Genomic DNA, 16,029 nt, shown 5'->3' with positions numbered 1-16,029 from the left:
GGCGGTTGCGCGCTGTGTGGTCGCGCGGCGCCGCCCGTTAATCCCATACCCGCTGTTCAGGCGGTGTTTTCACCCGTCGCCAGCGGAGCCGCTTTCCGGCGTCCGAAGGCCTTGAGGCGTTCTTCAATTGCACTGAGCTGCGCGCGCAAACGGGTCTGTTCGACAAACGACCCTTCCGGATCATTGTCGAAACGGGCAATGGTGGCCGCAAGCGCAGCCTCCAAGGCTGGTTTTTCGACCAGCAGCGACACAGCTTCAGCCAGTTCCTCGCACGCGGCGCCGGGATCATGGCCTTCATCAAGGAAGGCGTAGCGGATATCTGCCGGCGGGGCAGGTTGACCTTGCGCGCTGCATATGGCGAGTGCGCCGTCCGAATCAAGCGTTTCTGCAAGTTCGAACAGCGATTCGATCAAAGGTGCGGCTTCGCGGTCATGCCGGGCGAGCCGCGACAGGGCCTCGGCATGGCGGGATATCTCTTGCGGATGGCGGGTCAGCCCCGCGATGACAGCGGTGAGCAGGCCCTGGCGCTGGCCGCCCGCCATCATGCCGGAAAGCCGCGCGCGCGCATCATCAGACAGGCGCTGCGGCACTGGCTGACCGCCGCGCCACGGGCCGCGCTGGCCGGGTTGGGGCGATTGGCGCGGCGCGCGCGGCGGATAGGCAAAGGCTGAAAACCGGTCGCCAAGTTCGCGGCGATAGAGGCCCTTGACCTCGGGATCAGCGATGGTTTCAACATGCGCCATCAGCCGCGCCTTCAACCCCGCCTTCGCCTCTGGCGTGGCGAGCGGCTGCGCATCGCGTTCAAACTGCCACAGCGTTTCGATCAGGCTTGCGGGGTTATCGAGCAGCAGTTCCATCGCGCCCTTGCCCTGCGCGCGGAGCAAATCATCGGGATCAAGCCCGCTCGGCAGCCGCACAATGCTCAGCGAACGCATCGGTGCCAGCATCGGCAGCGCCCGCGCAACCGCCCGCATCGCCGCGCGCTGGCCCGCCGCATCGCCGTCAAAACACAGCACTGGCGCATCGACCATGCGCCACAACAGCTCAAGCTGCATTTCGGTAAGCGCCGTGCCGAGCGGGGCGACCACATCGGCGATCCCCGCATTGGCGAGCGCGATCACGTCCATATAGCCTTCAACCACCACCACCCGCCCGCTCTGGCGCGCAGCGGGCGCGGCGCGGTGGAGGTTGTAGAGCGTGCGGCCCTTGTCGAACAATTCGGTGTCGGGCGAGTTCAAATATTTCGCCACGCCTTCTCGCTTGTCGAGGATCCGCCCGCCGAACGCGATCACCCGCCCGCGCGCATCGTGGATCGGCAGCATCACCCGACCGCGGAACCGGTCGTAATGCTCGCCCGCTTCGTTGGCGGCGCGCATCCCGGCCGCTTCGAGCATATCCTCGCCGAATTGAGGGAGCGCGTTGGGCAATGCCTGCCGGTCATCGGGTGCCCAGCCAAATCCGAATTCGCGGCATACCGCAGGTGCGAACCCGCGCCGTTCCAGATAGTCGCGCGCCGCCTTGCCGCCCGGCCCGGCGAGGGTTTCGACATAGAACGCCTGCGCGGCATCGGTCACGTCGATCAGGCTGGCGCGCTGTTCAGCGCGTTTGGCTTGTACCGGATCGGGCGCGGGGACTTCCATCCCGGCCTGCGCCGCCAGTTCCTTGACCGCGTCCATGAATTGCAGCCCGGCGTGATCGACCATCCAGCTGATCGCATCGCCATGCGCCCCGCAGCCAAAGCAGTGATAAAACTGTTTCTGATCGTTGACGTAGAAACTCGGCGTCTTTTCGTCGTGGAACGGGCAGCAACCCTTCCATTCGCGCCCCGCACGGGTCAGTTTGACGCTGCGCATCACCAGCGTGGACAGCGTGATCCGCGCGCGCAGTTCGTCCTTCCATTGCGGGGTGATGGCCATGGGCGACTATTGATCCCCGTTTCCGTTCGTGTCGAGGTGAGGCACCAGGATCATGTGCACCCGGTGTGGAAACAACATCCGTTCGTGCTGAGCTTGTCGAAGCACTGTCCTTCTTTTTCCAACCGACGTCTAAAAAGGAAAAGCAGCCCTTCGACAGGCTCAGGGCGAACGGAATGAGAGATCAGGAAAGCGCCGCTTTCACCAGCCCGCTCGCCAGTTTGCCATCCAGCACCGCGCCGTGGCGGGCTTTGAGTTCGCCCATCACCGTGCCCATATCCTTGATGGTGGAAGCGCCGGTTTCGGCCTTGATAGCCTCAATCGCGGCGATGGTTTCGGCCTCGCTCATCATCTGCGGCAGGAATTCCTCGATCACCGCGAGTTCGGCGCGCTCCACCGCCGCCAGTTCCTCACGCCCGCCGGCGACATACATCTCGATCGATTCGCGCCGCTGCTTGGCCATTTTCTGGAGCACGCTGACCACCAGTTCATCATCCGGGGTCGGCTTGTTAGACGTGCGTTCCTCGATATCGCGATCCTTGATCTTTGCGGAAATCTGGCGGAGCGCGGCGGTGCGGTCTTTCTCGCCCGCTTTCATCGCGGCGATGGTGGCGGATTTGATGTCATCACGGATCATGGCGTGTTTCCTGTGGATGGAATGAAGCGCCGCGCCTCTAACGCAAATCAACTGCCACGCCTAGGTTGACGCGGAGGGCTGGGGGGCTTAGCGGGCAAAACTTAGCAACATCGCTGGCTTTTTACTGGAACGGAGCGCCCCCAATGGCCGACCCCGCATCTTTCCGCGCGCAACCTTCCGGGGCGACGGGCTGCCTTGTGCTGGCCGATGGCACGGTGATCTGGGGCCGGGGGTTTGGCGCGGTTGGATCGTCGGTGGGCGAGGTGTGCTTCAACACCGCGATGACCGGCTATCAGGAAGTGATGACCGATCCCAGCTACGCCGCGCAGATCGTCACCTTCACCTTCCCGCATATCGGCAATGTCGGCGCCAATGCCGAAGATGTGGAGAGCAAGGTTGAAGGCGCAGTCGGCTGCGTGGTGCGTGAGGACGTGACCGAGCCTTCCAGTTTCCGCTCTATCGAGAAATTCGCTGAATGGATGGCCCGCAATGGCAAGATCGGCCTTTCAGGCGTGGACACCCGCGCGCTGACCCGCCGCATCCGCCAATCGGGCGCGCCCAACGCGGTGATCGCCCATGCGCCGGACGGAAAGTTCGATATCGAAGCGCTGCTAAAGCGCGCCTGCGAATGGCCGGGGCTTGAGGGGATGGATCTGGCGGTGCGTGTGACCCGCGATGCTGAAGAGCAGTGGGGCGGCGGCGCGTGGCAACTGGGCAAGGGCTATGGCCGCGCACCTTGGTCAAAACCCGCCATTACCGCCGTTCACCCTGAGCTTGTCGAAGGGTCGTCCTTTTCTTCTGAGGAAAAGAACGGTGCTTCGACAGGCTCAGCACGAACGGGTTCAGATTTACCCCACGTGGTCGCCATCGATTACGGGGCGAAGGACAATATTTTCCGCAATCTGGTGAAGGCCGGTGCGCGGGTGACGGTGGTGCCGGCCAAGACCTCGTTTGACGAGGTAATGGCGCTGGCACCCGACGGCGTGTTCCTCAGCAACGGCCCCGGCGATCCGGCGGCGACGGGGGAATATGCGGTGCCGGTGATCAAGGCGCTGCTGGATGCTGACATGCCGATCTTCGGCATCTGTCTGGGCCACCAACTGCTCGCGCTGGCGGCAGGCGCGAAGACGATCAAGATGCACCAGGGCCACCGCGGCGCAAACCATCCGGTGCAGAGGGTTGGCGAGGGCTGGGGGGAGACTTCGGGTCTGGTCGAGATCACCTCGATGAACCACGGTTTTGCGGTGGATGCGGCAACCCTGCCGGAGAATGTCGAGCAGACCCATGTGTCACTGTTCGATGGGACGAATTGCGGGATTGCGATCAAGGGCAAGCGGGCCTTTGCCGTGCAGTATCACCCTGAAGCTTCGCCGGGTCCGCAGGATAGCTTCTACCTGTTCGAGAAGTTTGTGGGGGGGCTGGGGTGAGGCGGCTCGGGGGTTGGGCGCGAAGCTGGATCGTGGCGACGGGACTCGTGATTCTTGTTTTCGTTGGCCTCGCATCGACCGAGAGTGATTTTCAGACGGTCTTCAACCGAAATGAATCTAGGACTAAAATTGAACACGATGCAGGATGTGCAAAAGAAGGGGTGGTTCAAGAGACGCTATCAGATGCCGCCGCTTATAATGGCGAAGCTGAAGCTGGAGTTCCTCCGCCACCCCCAAATTTCGTGTTTGATGAACCAGCTCCAGCTGGCTGGGAAGCCCGTTTTAGCTGCACCACTTATCGCGGTCTGATCTGGGGAGCCTGGCAGGGTTCTATGGTTGCTCTTCTCTTGTACATCGTCGGGCTGGCTATTCGTTGGGTGTATCGTGGTTTTGCAGAGAGGGCGACATGAACCTGAATATACACGACAAAGCGCTCTTGATCGCACTTAGGAAAGGCAATCACTTCAAAGCAAACCCCGGGGAAGTGGGGCAGCTTTTAAACCAAGCGATTGGCGACCTTGGACCTTCTGAAGGTCTTTCGAGTGCCCGTCGCCTACACGCTAACGGACTCGCATTAATCGTCAGAGACGATGATCGTCCCGGTGCAACTCTCTTGCGCATTACCGACGACGGGATCGCTTTGGCAGACAACCTTATGGAAAGCAGCCGCTCTTTGACATGGAGAGAGAAGATATCTGCAATTCCAAGAAGTGATTGGATCTCATTTTTTGCGCTTTTTGTTAGCGCGGTAGCACTGTTTAAAGGCGACTAATGCCCAAAAGAACCGACATCTCCTCGATCCTCGTCATCGGCGCCGGGCCCATCATCATCGGGCAGGCGTGCGAGTTCGATTACTCCGGCACGCAGGCGATCAAGGCGTTGAAGGAGGAGGGCTACCGCGTCATCCTCGTCAATTCCAACCCGGCGACGATCATGACCGATCCGGAATTCGCCGACGCCACCTATATCGAGCCGATCACGCCCGATATCGTCGCCAAGATCATCGCCAAGGAACGGCCCGATGCGCTGCTGCCGACGATGGGCGGACAGACCGCGCTGAACTGCGCGCTCAAGCTCGATGAAATGGGCGTGCTGGCCGAATATGGCGTGGAGATGATCGGGGCCAAGGCCGACGCGATCGACAAGGCGGAAAACCGCCAGCGGTTCCGCGATGCGATGACTGCCATCGGGCTGGAAAGCGCACGCAGCGGCATCGCCAACACGCTTGAAGAAGCGCGCGTGATCCTTGAACGCACCGGCCTGCCATCGATCATCCGGCCCAGCTTCACCCTTGGCGGCACCGGCGGCGGGATTGCATATAACAAGGCTGAATTCGACCAGATCGTGCGCGAAGGACTCGATGCCTCGCCCACCACCGAAGTGCTGATCGAAGAATCGCTGCTCGGGTGGAAAGAGTTTGAAATGGAGGTGGTGCGCGACCGCAAGGATAACGCGATCATCATTTGCGCCATCGAAAACGTCGATCCGATGGGGGTGCACACCGGCGATTCCATCACCGTCGCCCCGGCGCTGACGCTGACCGACAAGGAATACCAGATCATGCGCAATGCGAGCATCGCTTGCCTGCGCGAAATCGGGGTGGAAACCGGCGGTTCCAACGTGCAATTCGCGGTCAATCCCAAGGACGGGCGGTTGATCGTGATCGAGATGAACCCGCGCGTGTCGCGCTCATCCGCGCTGGCGTCCAAGGCCACCGGCTTCCCCATCGCCCGCGTCGCGGCGAAACTGGCGGTTGGCTATACGCTGGATGAGCTGACCAACGAGATCACCGGGGCAACGCCTGCCAGCTTTGAACCCACCATCGATTACGTCGTCACCAAAATCCCGCGCTTTGCCTTTGAAAAGTTCAAGGGCGCGGCGACCGATCTGGCGACCGCGATGAAATCGGTTGGCGAGGTGATGGCGATTGGCCGCAGCTTTGCCGAATCGATGCAGAAGGCGCTGCGTGGGCTGGAAACGGGGCTTGATGGCTTCAACCGCGTGCCCGAATTGGAAGGCCAGCCGCGCGACGTGATCACCGCCGCATTGTCGCGCCGCACGCCTGACCGGCTGCTCAAGGTCGGCCAAGCGTTCCGCGAAGGCATGAGCGTTGAAGACATCGCCGCCGTTACCTTTTACGACCCATGGTTCCTGCGCCAGATCGAAGCGATCATCGCCGCCGAAGCGCAAGTGCAGGCCGATGGCTTGCCGCGCGATGCGGCGGGCCTGCGGCGGTTGAAGGCGATGGGCTTTTCCGACAAGCGGCTTGCCACACTCGCCGTGCGTTCGGTCGGCGTGGCGGGGGGCATGGGCGAAACGCAGGCGAAGCGGTCTGGCCTGCTCCACGATGCGCTGCAAGCCATGGCGGGCGCGACCAGCGAGGACGAAGTGCGCGCGCTGCGCCGCAAGCTGGGCGTCACCCCGGTGTTCAAACGGATCGACAGCTGCGCCGCCGAGTTCGAGGCGATCACGCCCTATATGTATTCGACCTATGAAGCCCCCAGCTTTGGCGAGCCTGAGTGCGAAGCGGCCCCGTCAGACCGGCGCAAGGTCGTGATCCTTGGCGGCGGGCCGAACCGGATCGGACAGGGGATCGAGTTCGATTACTGCTGCGTTCACGCCTGTTTCGCGCTGGCGGAACAGGGGTTCGAAACGATCATGATCAACTGCAACCCCGAAACCGTATCGACCGATTACGACACGTCAGACCGGCTGTATTTTGAACCACTGACAGCTGAAGACGTGCTCGAAATCCTGCGCGTCGAACAGCAGAATGGCGAGCTGGTGGGCGTGATCGTGCAGTTTGGCGGGCAGACCCCGCTCAAATTGGCGCAGGCGTTGGAGGATGCGGGGATCCCGATCCTTGGCACATCGCCCGATGCGATTGATCTGGCCGAAGACCGCGAACGGTTCGCCAAGCTGGTGAACAAGCTGAAACTGCGCCAGCCCGATAACGGTATAGCCCGCAGCCGCGATGAGGCCGCGGCGGTGGCCGCCCGCATCGGCTATCCGGTGCTGCTGCGCCCATCCTACGTGCTCGGCGGGCGGGCGATGGAGATTGTCGACTCAGAAGCGCAGCTCGATAACTACATCGCTACTGCGGTGAACGTGTCGGGGGATAGCCCGGTGCTGATCGACCAATATCTGCGCGACGCGATCGAATGCGATGTCGATGCGCTGTGCGATGGCGATGAAGTGCGGATCGCGGGCGTGATGCAGCATATCGAGGAGGCGGGCGTCCATTCGGGCGATTCCGCCTGCACCCTGCCGCCCTATTCGCTGCCGCCGGAAATTATCGCGGAGATGGAGCGCCAGGCCGAAGCGCTGGCGCACGCGCTGGGCGTGGTTGGGCTGATGAATATCCAGTTCGCAGTGAAGGATGGTGATGTTTACCTGATCGAGGTCAACCCGCGCGCCAGCCGCACCGTGCCGTTTGTCGCCAAAGCCATCGGTCAGCCGGTCGCGAAAATCGCCGCGCGGGTAATGGCGGGTGAAAAGCTCGCCGCATTCCCGCCGTTCAAGCGCGATCTGCCCTACATGGCGGTGAAGGAAGCGGTGTTCCCGTTCGCACGCTTCCCCGGCGCTGATCCGGCGCTCAGCCCGGAAATGAAATCGACGGGCGAGGTCATGGGGATTGATACCAGCTTCGAAGCAGCCTTCCTCAAATCGCAATTGGGCGCAGGCATGGTGCCGCCGCGTTCAGGCACGGTGTTCGTCTCGGTCAAGAACACCGACAAGGCCGTGATTGTCCCGGCGGTGCGGCAATTGATCGATCAGGGCTTCCGCATCATCGCTACCGGCGGCACGCAAAGCTACCTTGCCGAACAGGGGCTGCCAGTTGAACGGGTGAACAAGGTGGCCGAAGGCCAGCCGCATATCGTCGACAAGATCATCGATGGCGATATCGCCCTGATCTTCAACACCACCGAAGGTTGGCAATCGCTGATGGACAGCAAATCGATCCGCATGGCGGCGCTTTCGGGCAAGGTGCCCTATTACACCACGGCGGCCGCATCGGTGGCGGTGGCGGCGGCGATTTCGGCGATCCATCCCGATCAGCTTGAAGTCCGATCAATGCAGGACTATTATAGCCAATAACTGACGCTGCTCCCCGAAATTGAAAGAGCCTTCAGCCGTGCGGATCGGGCGGCTAACAGGCTTTTCTTCTCTATCGCAGGTCAAGTGTCCGAGAAACGAAGAGAAAGAACAGAAAGATGGCGACGATGGAAAAGGTTCCGATGCTGGCCGAGGGGTATGAGCGGCTGACTGCCGACCTCAAGGTGCTGCGTGAGGAACGCCCGAAAATCGTCGAAGCCATCGAAGAGGCGCGCGCCCATGGCGATCTTTCGGAAAACGCCGAATATCACGCCGCCAAGGAACGCCAGGGCCAGGTCGAAGCGATGATCGGCGAAATCGAAGGCATGGTCAGCCGGGCGCAGATCATCGATCCCGCGACCCTGTCGGGTGACAAGATCATCTTCGGCGCGACCGTGACCTTGCTCGATGAAGAGGACAAGCCGATCCGTTACCAGATCGTCGGCCAGACCGAAGCCGATGCGAAAAAGGGGCGTATTTCCTACAGCTCACCACTCGCGCGTGCGCTGATCGGCAGGCAGGTGGGTGACGATATCGAAGTCACCGTGCCATCGGGTGAGCGGTTCTACCACGTCGACAAGATCGAGTTCATCTGAGGGCTTGTCGGCGCAGCGGCCTGCCTGTGCGCGGGTTTGGGGGGCGTTGAGGTGGGTTAGACCCATGCTAGACCCCTTCTTGGGGCGTTCGGGCAGCGTGTTTCACGTGAAACATTGGCAAGGGGGAACCCTGCGCCCTTATTCTTCCGGCGTCAGCAAGCGGTGGATGTGCACCACCACATATTTCATTTCGGCATCGTCGACGGTGCGATGGGCCTGAGCGCGCCACGCATCGACGGCGGCGTCATAAGAACTGAAAACGCCGACGACGTGGAGGCTTTCCGGGTCCTGGAATTCAAACCCGCGCGGGTCTTTGACGCGGCCGCCCATCACGAGGTGGAGCCGTTGGTCGGGGGTGGTTTCTGCCATGATATCAGCCTTTGGGGAGGAAGGTTGTGCCCCCTTTAACGCTTCGAGCGACAGGGACAAGTCTGCAAGCTGGGGAGGGGGCTTCTACCCTTTGGTCTTGGTGCGCAGGTCGTTCACCATGCGCCCGGCCTTGCTGCGGGTGTCGCGTGCCAGACTGCGCGATTTTCCCGCCGCTGCACCAGCGGCTTGCGCTGCGCCTGACTTCAATTTGCGGGCCTGCGCCGATGCGGCATCGCCCAACTCACCGGCCCGTTCCTGCCCGGTGCGGGCGGTCTGCACCGCATCATCGATCAGCGCCATGATATAGCCGACCGCCGCCTTTCCCAGCAATGTCCCGATCTGCGATCCTCCCCGCGCCGTCATGGTCTTGATGCCGGAAGTCGCGCTCGCCGCCGCGTTGCTGACCGCTCGGCGACCGGGGGGGGTGAGCAATCCGATCGCAAGGCCAATCGCCAGCGCGCCGCCGATCACCGCAAGCGGATGGGCGCGGGTATAATCCGCCGCAGCCGTCGCCGCCGCACGGGCATTGTCAGCCAGCGAACGTTCGGCATTGCGACGCTCGGCCGCTTCGATCCGGGCGCGCAGACTATCGCGCTTGCTATCGGCAAGGATGCTGGGCTGATCAGTCATTCGGGGTCTCCTTCGGAAGCTGCCACGGGGGCAGGCTCGGCTTCGCTGTCTTCGTCTGAGCTGTTAAAATCGTCGAGCCAATCGAGGATCGGCCCGCGCGAAAACCACAGGATGATCGCGCCCAGCAGCAGCGCCAGCGCGCCCTTGTGATCGCTGGCTTGCGCCGTGGCCTGTGCCAGCACATCGCGCGCGCCGGCCCGGATGCGGCCAGAAATGGTCGAACTGACCCCCGATGACACGCGACTGGCGATCCCTTCTTCACCAATACTGGCGCGCAGCCGCTCAATATCCGCAAGCACCACAGCGCGGGCGGCATCGCGCAGCGCGCGGTCTTCGATGTAGCGATCGGGTAGGTCGGTCATGCGCCACCGTCCGATACGAACATCGCCGCCACGGCCTTGCCATTGCCGCGCGCGGCCCATACCAGCGCAGCAACGCCTGCCAGCAGCACCCCGACGACAATCGCAATCGCGCCCCAGATCGTCACCAGCGGAGCCAGCGCGATCACCGCGCCCACGGCCAGCGCGATCAGGGCGATGTGGAGCAGCACCAATGCCAGCACCAACAGCGCCAGCGCCCGGGCCGTTTTTCGGCTCGCCAGACCAGCGCGGGTTTTCTGGAAGACGATTTCCGCTTCGGCATAGGTGCGCGCGTCATCGACCAGCGCGGTGATGTCATCGCGCAGGCTGTCGAAACTGTTACTGTCTTCGCCGGGATCGCCGTCCGGGCTTGTGGCCGGATCAGCGCTATCATCCTGTGGCGAAGGCAGCGGGCCGGGTTCGGGATTGTCCATGACCTGCTACCGCCAGCACCAACCCGCGATCAGCCCCGCTTTCCGCGAAACAGCCGGGCGATGAAAAAACCGACCACGGCGGCAATGCCCACCGCCACGCCGGGGCTTTTGCGCACCATTTCACGGGCATCTTCGCCCAGTTCCTCAACGCTTTTGGCTTCGAGCTTGGCCGAGGTTTCAGCCAGTGTGCGCGAGGCCTTGCGGGCATAATCGCCATATTGTTCGCCCAGCTTCTCGTCGATCTGCACCGCGCTATCGCCCACCACTTTGCCGATCGAGGCGATAGCATCGCTGGCGGTCTTTTTGCCTTCGACCGCCAATTCGCCCGCCTTGCTCAGTGCCTGTTCGCTATAGTGCTTGGCCTCGGCGGCCAGATCGGTGCCTTTGCCCTTGGCCTGTTCGCCGACAGTGCTGAGCCGGGTTTCGGCCTCGGCACGCAGGGCAGCAGCGCCAGCCTTTGCTTCTTCGAGCGCGGCGTTGAAACGGCTTTTCGCTTCAGCAGCCGGGGCAGCGCTTTTGGCGGTGGCCGCGGTTTTGAGCGGTGCCGCCTTGGTCGGGCCCTTGGCCTTGGTAGCGCCGCCTTTGGCCGGGCTAGCCGGGGTCTTGCGCGCCTTCGCGGCGGTCGATTTCGGGTCAGTCGGTTTCTGAGGGGTCGTATCAGCCATAAGGTTGTCCAATCTCCATTTCGTCCTGCTGCTCAGCGCCGCCCGCTTGCGCCCTTTCGATCAGGCGCTTAGGGGCTTCATACGCGCGGCAAATCGCAGAATCATGCCGTGCAAAGTGTCTTATCATTCTACAACACATTCCTGCCGGAGCCAAACATGACCGCCATCATCGACCTGCACGGACGCGAGATTCTCGACAGCCGCGGAAACCCTACCGTTGAGGTTGATGTGCTGCTGGAAGACGGCAGTTTTGGGCGCGCTGCGGTGCCATCGGGTGCCTCGACCGGGGCGCACGAAGCGGTTGAACTGCGCGACGGCGATGCTGCGCGTTATCTCGGCAAGGGCGTGTTGAAGGCGGTCGAAGCGGTCAACAGTGAAATCCGCGACCTGCTGATCGACAATTTCGATGCCGAGGATCAACGCGATGTCGACCTTGCGCTGATCGCTCTCGACGGCACGCACAACAAGGCGCGGCTTGGTGCCAATGCCATCCTTGGCACCAGTCTGGCAGTCGCCAAGGCGGCGGCCAATGCGCGCGGCCTGCCGCTCTATTCCTACCTTGGCGGTGTGTCTGCTCACCTGCTGCCGGTGCCGATGATGAACATCATCAATGGCGGCGAACACGCCGACAACCCGATCGACATTCAGGAATTCATGATCATGCCGGTCGGTGCGGACAGCATCGCCGAAGCCGTGCGGTGGGGCTCGGAAGTGTTCCACACGTTGAAAAAAGGCCTCGCACAAAAAGGCCTGGCTACCAGCGTTGGCGACGAAGGCGGGTTCGCGCCCGATCTCGCCAGCACCCGTGCGGCGCTTGATTTCATCATGGAATCGATCACCAAGGCCGGGTTTACCCCGGGTGAGGACATGGTGCTGGCGCTGGATTGCGCGGCCACCGAGTTCTTCAAAAACGGCCGCTATGAAATCTCGGGCGAGGGGCTGAGCCTGTCGGGTGAAGAAATGGCCGATTACCTTGCCAAGCTGTGTGACGATTACCCGATTCGTTCGATTGAAGACGGCATGAGCGAGGATGATTTCGCAGGCTGGGCGGCGCTGACTGCCAAGATTGGCGACAAGGTTCAGCTGGTGGGGGATGATCTGTTCGTCACCAATCCCGCGCGCCTGTCTGATGGTATCGCCAAGGGTCTCGCCAATTCGCTGCTGGTCAAGGTCAATCAGATCGGGACGCTGACCGAGACGCTCGCGGCGGTCGATATGGCGCACCGCGCGCGATACACCTGCGTGATGAGCCACCGTTCGGGTGAGACCGAAGACGCGACCATCGCTGACCTCGCGGTGGCAACCAATTGCGGACAGATCAAGACGGGATCGCTGGCGCGCTCGGATCGGCTTGCCAAGTACAACCAGTTGATCCGCATCGAGGAAGAACTGGGCGACAGCGCAGCATTTGCGGGCAAGGGCTGTTTCGGCGGGCGGTGCTGACTTCGGGGAGGGCTTACAGGCTCGCCTCAACCGCGTCAAAAAACCGTTCCATCGCCTTAACGCCGGTGTTGCTCAGCCGCACCAGCACGCGGCGGTTGTCCCCGGAGTCATTCTCACGCACGATCAGCCCTTCATCGGCAAGCACCCCGAGCCAACGGAGCCCAGTGGTCGCTGGCGCAGCTGATCCGATGCACGCGCTCGAAACCGAAACCGGCTTGCCCTCTGCCTGCGCGATGAAGAGGTCGAGCAGAATATCCCAGGCCGGTTCACCGAATAATTCGGGGTTGCCGAAAATCACGGCGCGTTTGCGGCGCAGGCTATAGGTTTTCCGGGCCAGCACGAGATGGCGACGATCCGAACGCGGCGCACGATCCTGTGCGCTGGCCGGCGTAGTGCCTGCCTCCGGGGCGGAGTCAGCCACATCACGCAACCTTGCGGCAATTGCCACCAGCTCATCTGCCAGCGGTTGCAATCTGAAAGCCGAAACGGCGGTGACCGATCCATCAGAATCGACGCTGTCAGGCGCTATGGGGTTATCCATATGCCAGTCTCCGTGCCGGAGCCGTTGAAGCAAAAGAACTACGTTGGAACACGGATCAGAGCTAGCGTGGCTAGCCGTGCTTGGCTTTAAGGGGAAATACGCATTGCGTTCTTTTCCCGCCGTAAATCTGGCCCTGTAAGACCCCGATTTTATTGGGACTAAATCTATAGCACTGATCGCCGCGTTTGTCCAAGTCTGAGGTGCTGGATCGCCGCATCGAGATGCGCGGCACCAATAAGAGCACCCATCCGATCTAGCTCGGTGAGCTGTTTTTCCAGTTTGGCGATAATGTGATGCAGGTCGGGTTGCTCCTATAACGCGGCTTTGTCATTTGTCACTGTGATATCCTGAAGCTGGCTGCACGTAACTGCTATCCCGTGCGACCGGCGAGCAACAGCTTAATCTGGTCGGGTATCGCGTTAATAGCTTACGGAAATCAACAGAGGGAAACTACGTAGTCGGTCAAAATGGGACAGTTTATGTCCGTGAAACCAGAACCCTACGGGTCAGCGCTTCAATGCCCGAACCGCTTTTGCAACTGGAGCAACGCAAGTGCCGCCTTGGCCGCCTCGCCGCCCTTGTTCTTTTGCGCAGGGTCAGCGCGTTCGAGCGCCTGTGCCTCGTTTTCCACCGTCAGAATGCCGTTGCCGATGGCAATCCCGTCCATCGTCAAGGCCATGATCGCGCGGGCGCTTTCACCGGCGACGATTTCGAAGTGATAGGTTTCACCCCGGATCACAACGCCGATGGCAACAAAGCCGTCATATCCGCCGCTTTCCGCAGCCATTGCGATGGCGCCGGGGATTTCCAGCGCTCCGGGCACAGTCAGCACCTCGACCTCATGCCCGGCACCCGCCAACGCGGCCTTGGCCCCGGCAATCAGCATATCGTTAAGGTGTGCGTAGAACCGTGCTTCGACGATCAGGATACGGGCCATGCAAGCTTACTCCGGAATGGGTTGGTGACTGGTGATGGTAAGGCCATAACCTTCAAGCGCAACGAGATCAGGGCGACTGTTCGATAACAGCACCATGTCGCTGACGCCCAGATCAACAAGGATTTGCGAACCGATACCGATATTGCGCAGTTCCTCGTCGTGCTGCCATTCGCCAGTGCCCACGCGCCCAGTCAGGATCACGATTACGCCCGAGCCATGCTCTCCAATCGCTTGCATCGCGCGTTGCAGCGTGCGTTTTCGCGGGCCGGGCTGGCCCAGCACATCGTCAAACACCGAAATCGGGTGAACGCGGGCGAGGGTGGGTTCGCCAGGCACGACGTGGCCTTTTTGCAGAACGTAGGCCTCATTACCGGCCACCCGGTCGCGATAGGTGATCATGCGCCACTGGCCGCCGTAATCTGAGGTGAAAGCGCGTTCGTTCAACCGCTCAACCAGATGATCATTGCGCATCCGGTAGGCGATCAGATCGCGGATCGTGCCGATCTTGAGATCATGCCGCCGGGCGAATGTCACCAGATCATCGAGCCGGGCCATCGTCCCATCCTCGTTCATGATCTCGCAGATCACGCCCGAAGGGTTGAGCCCGGCCAGCCGTGAAATATCGACCGCTGCCTCGGTATGCCCGGCGCGCACCAGCGTTCCACCTTCGCGTGCCATCAGCGGAAAAACGTGTCCCGGTGTCACAAGATCGTCAGGCCCCTTGGCAGCATCAATCGCAACCGAAATGGTGCGCGCACGGTCAGCCGCCGAAATGCCGGTGGTCACGCCTTCCTTTGCCTCGATCGAGATGGTGAAGGCGGTCTGCATCGATTCCTTGTTGTTGCGGCTCATCGGTTGCAGGTTGAGGTGATCGACACGTGCCTTGGCAAGCGCCAAGCAGATCAGCCCGCGGCCATGCGTGGCCATGAAGTTGATCGCCTGCGGGGTCGCCATCTGCGCGGGGATGATCAGATCGCCTTCATTTTCGCGGTCTTCATCGTCGACGAGGATATACATCCGCCCGTTCCGCGCCTCATCGATGATTTCCTCGATGCTGGCGAGCACGGGGCGTTCGTCATTCGCGATAAGAAAGCCTTCAAGCTTGGCGAGGGTTTCGGCGGTGGGGTTCCACGTATCCTCGGTGCAATCACGCAGGGTGTTGGCGTGGAGACCAGCGGCACGGGCGAGCCCGGCCTTAGTCATTGCACCGGATGTGACGAGTTCACGCACGCGTGTGATAGATGATGTGTTCATGCCATGTTAGTATCACAGTGAAATGTGATTGCAAGTATGGCGTGACACATTGCACGGTCGGTATCCCTACGGTAGGGGCAACGCCAGCACCGACAACGGAGAATCTGCGGACGGCGCTCGGTACTAAATAAACGCATGGGCGCGGTCAGGGTAAGCGAGGCGTATATGTTCGGATCGTTTGACTTGTTCGTTGAGGTGATGGTGCTTCCGGATATTGAGGCGGGCCGCTTGTCGTGTGCCGATATAATCGATGTGGCCGCCACCCTTCGCCGTTGGGGGGAAGATGGCACTTGGAAGCGGCCATTATGGGATATTGCTTAGGTGGCCTGCCGATATTTCCAAACCGATCCGTAAATCAATCCCAAAAATCCGAAACCGATACACGCGAAAAAGAACCAATGCGTGATGCTGGCATCAAGTGAGCGAGGAGTTAAAAGCCACAGCGCAGCACCATGAACAATAAGTAAGCCGGTTTGAACTGGCCATGATCTGCGATTGGATAGATTCTGAAAGCGAACAATCCAGCCTCCTGTTGGAAGGACAGACGGCACACTCGGTCGATCTGCAAACAGCCTTTCCGGTAGTAGTGACCACTCGTGTTGCTCTCTGAGAATTAGAACAAGCATCACCGCGCCTAGTGGATTGACTCCAACGTTTGGAACCCCCGGTTACGTGCGGCGATGATTTCGTCGGGGTCCGCCTTCCAGACGAAGGGCTTTGGATGGCTGG

16 protein-coding genes are annotated in these 16,029 nt (G+C 61.4%); 6 read left to right on the top strand and 10 right to left on the bottom strand.

Going from position 1 to position 16,029, the window contains the following annotated elements; genetic code table 11:
• Window positions 1-56: 56 nt before the first annotated feature.
• Complete coding sequence (dnaG, locus tag ACSSV3_RS09415) at window positions 57-1,916, bottom strand: DNA primase (protein ID WP_354324933.1); 1,860 nt, start codon at window positions 1,914-1,916, stop codon at window positions 57-59.
• 181 nt (window positions 1,917-2,097) lie between these two features.
• Entirely contained in the window at window positions 2,098-2,550 is a 453-nt protein-coding gene (locus ACSSV3_RS09410; protein ID WP_354324935.1) for a GatB/YqeY domain-containing protein, read from the bottom strand.
• 143 nt (window positions 2,551-2,693) lie between these two features.
• On the opposite strand from ACSSV3_RS09410, the gene carA reads away from it, so the two are divergent.
• From carA to greA, 5 genes are all read left to right on the top strand, one after another.
• Window positions 2,694-3,977, top strand: a complete 1,284-nt coding sequence (gene carA / locus ACSSV3_RS09405; RefSeq protein WP_354324936.1) for a glutamine-hydrolyzing carbamoyl-phosphate synthase small subunit — start codon at window positions 2,694-2,696, stop codon at window positions 3,975-3,977.
• Between the two features lie 32 nt (window positions 3,978-4,009).
• Complete coding sequence (locus ACSSV3_RS09400) at window positions 4,010-4,387, top strand: hypothetical protein (protein ID WP_354324937.1); 378 nt, start codon at window positions 4,010-4,012, stop codon at window positions 4,385-4,387.
• On the top strand, window positions 4,384-4,749 hold the full coding sequence (locus ACSSV3_RS09395; protein ID WP_354324938.1) for a hypothetical protein: 366 nt from the start codon (window positions 4,384-4,386) through the stop codon (window positions 4,747-4,749). The genes ACSSV3_RS09400 and ACSSV3_RS09395 overlap by 4 nt, the downstream gene beginning before the upstream one ends.
• On the top strand, window positions 4,749-8,075 hold the full coding sequence (gene carB, locus ACSSV3_RS09390; RefSeq protein ID WP_354324940.1) for a carbamoyl-phosphate synthase large subunit: 3,327 nt from the start codon (window positions 4,749-4,751) through the stop codon (window positions 8,073-8,075). The genes ACSSV3_RS09395 and carB overlap by 1 nt, the downstream gene beginning before the upstream one ends.
• Before the next feature lie 116 nt (window positions 8,076-8,191).
• Window positions 8,192-8,668, top strand: a complete 477-nt coding sequence (gene greA / locus ACSSV3_RS09385) for a transcription elongation factor GreA (protein WP_354324942.1) — start codon at window positions 8,192-8,194, stop codon at window positions 8,666-8,668.
• Window positions 8,669-8,806: 138 nt separating this feature from the next.
• On the opposite strand, the gene ACSSV3_RS09380 is transcribed toward greA, so the two are convergent.
• From ACSSV3_RS09380 to ACSSV3_RS09360, 5 genes are all read right to left on the bottom strand, one after another.
• On the bottom strand, window positions 8,807-9,037 hold the full coding sequence (locus tag ACSSV3_RS09380; protein ID WP_354324944.1) for a DUF4170 domain-containing protein: 231 nt from the start codon (window positions 9,035-9,037) through the stop codon (window positions 8,807-8,809).
• Window positions 9,038-9,121: 84 nt separating this feature from the next.
• A complete protein-coding gene (locus tag ACSSV3_RS09375; protein ID WP_354324946.1) occupies window positions 9,122-9,667 on the bottom strand; it encodes a hypothetical protein in 546 nt (181 codons plus the stop codon).
• Window positions 9,664-10,029: a hypothetical protein gene (locus ACSSV3_RS09370; protein ID WP_354324948.1), complete on the bottom strand. Its 366-nt coding sequence runs from the start codon at window positions 10,027-10,029 to the stop codon at window positions 9,664-9,666. The genes ACSSV3_RS09375 and ACSSV3_RS09370 overlap by 4 nt, the downstream gene beginning before the upstream one ends.
• Window positions 10,026-10,460 carry a phage holin family protein gene (locus ACSSV3_RS09365; protein WP_354324950.1) on the bottom strand — a complete coding sequence of 145 codons (435 nt, stop codon included), beginning with the start codon at window positions 10,458-10,460 and terminating at the stop codon, window positions 10,026-10,028. The genes ACSSV3_RS09370 and ACSSV3_RS09365 overlap by 4 nt, the downstream gene beginning before the upstream one ends.
• Window positions 10,461-10,489: 29 nt before the next feature.
• The gene (locus ACSSV3_RS09360; protein ID WP_354324952.1) at window positions 10,490-11,125 is read right to left on the bottom strand and encodes a hypothetical protein; all 636 of its coding nucleotides are present in this window, start codon (window positions 11,123-11,125) and stop codon (window positions 10,490-10,492) included.
• 156 nt (window positions 11,126-11,281) lie between these two features.
• Here ACSSV3_RS09360 and eno point away from each other — a divergent pair, with 156 nt between their 5' ends.
• Window positions 11,282-12,568: a phosphopyruvate hydratase gene (eno, locus tag ACSSV3_RS09355; RefSeq protein ID WP_354324954.1), complete on the top strand. Its 1,287-nt coding sequence runs from the start codon at window positions 11,282-11,284 to the stop codon at window positions 12,566-12,568.
• A 13-nt stretch (window positions 12,569-12,581) separates the two neighbouring features.
• Here eno and ACSSV3_RS09350 read toward each other — a convergent pair whose 3' ends face one another.
• The 3 genes from ACSSV3_RS09350 to ribB form a co-directional block, all read right to left on the bottom strand.
• Complete coding sequence (locus ACSSV3_RS09350; RefSeq protein WP_354324956.1) at window positions 12,582-13,109, bottom strand: MarR family winged helix-turn-helix transcriptional regulator; 528 nt, start codon at window positions 13,107-13,109, stop codon at window positions 12,582-12,584.
• Between the two features lie 514 nt (window positions 13,110-13,623).
• Window positions 13,624-14,046, bottom strand: a complete 423-nt coding sequence (gene ribH, locus ACSSV3_RS09345) for a 6,7-dimethyl-8-ribityllumazine synthase (RefSeq protein ID WP_354324958.1) — start codon at window positions 14,044-14,046, stop codon at window positions 13,624-13,626.
• Window positions 14,047-14,052: 6 nt separating this feature from the next.
• Entirely contained in the window at window positions 14,053-15,300 is a 1,248-nt protein-coding gene (gene ribB / locus ACSSV3_RS09340; RefSeq protein ID WP_354324960.1) for a 3,4-dihydroxy-2-butanone-4-phosphate synthase, read from the bottom strand.
• Window positions 15,301-16,029: the final 729 nt, after the last annotated feature.

This window comes from Porphyrobacter sp. MBR-49, from assembly GCF_053628655.1.
The sequence above is the reverse complement of the archived record's forward strand: the minus strand, read 5'-3'. Positions and strand labels throughout refer to the sequence as shown.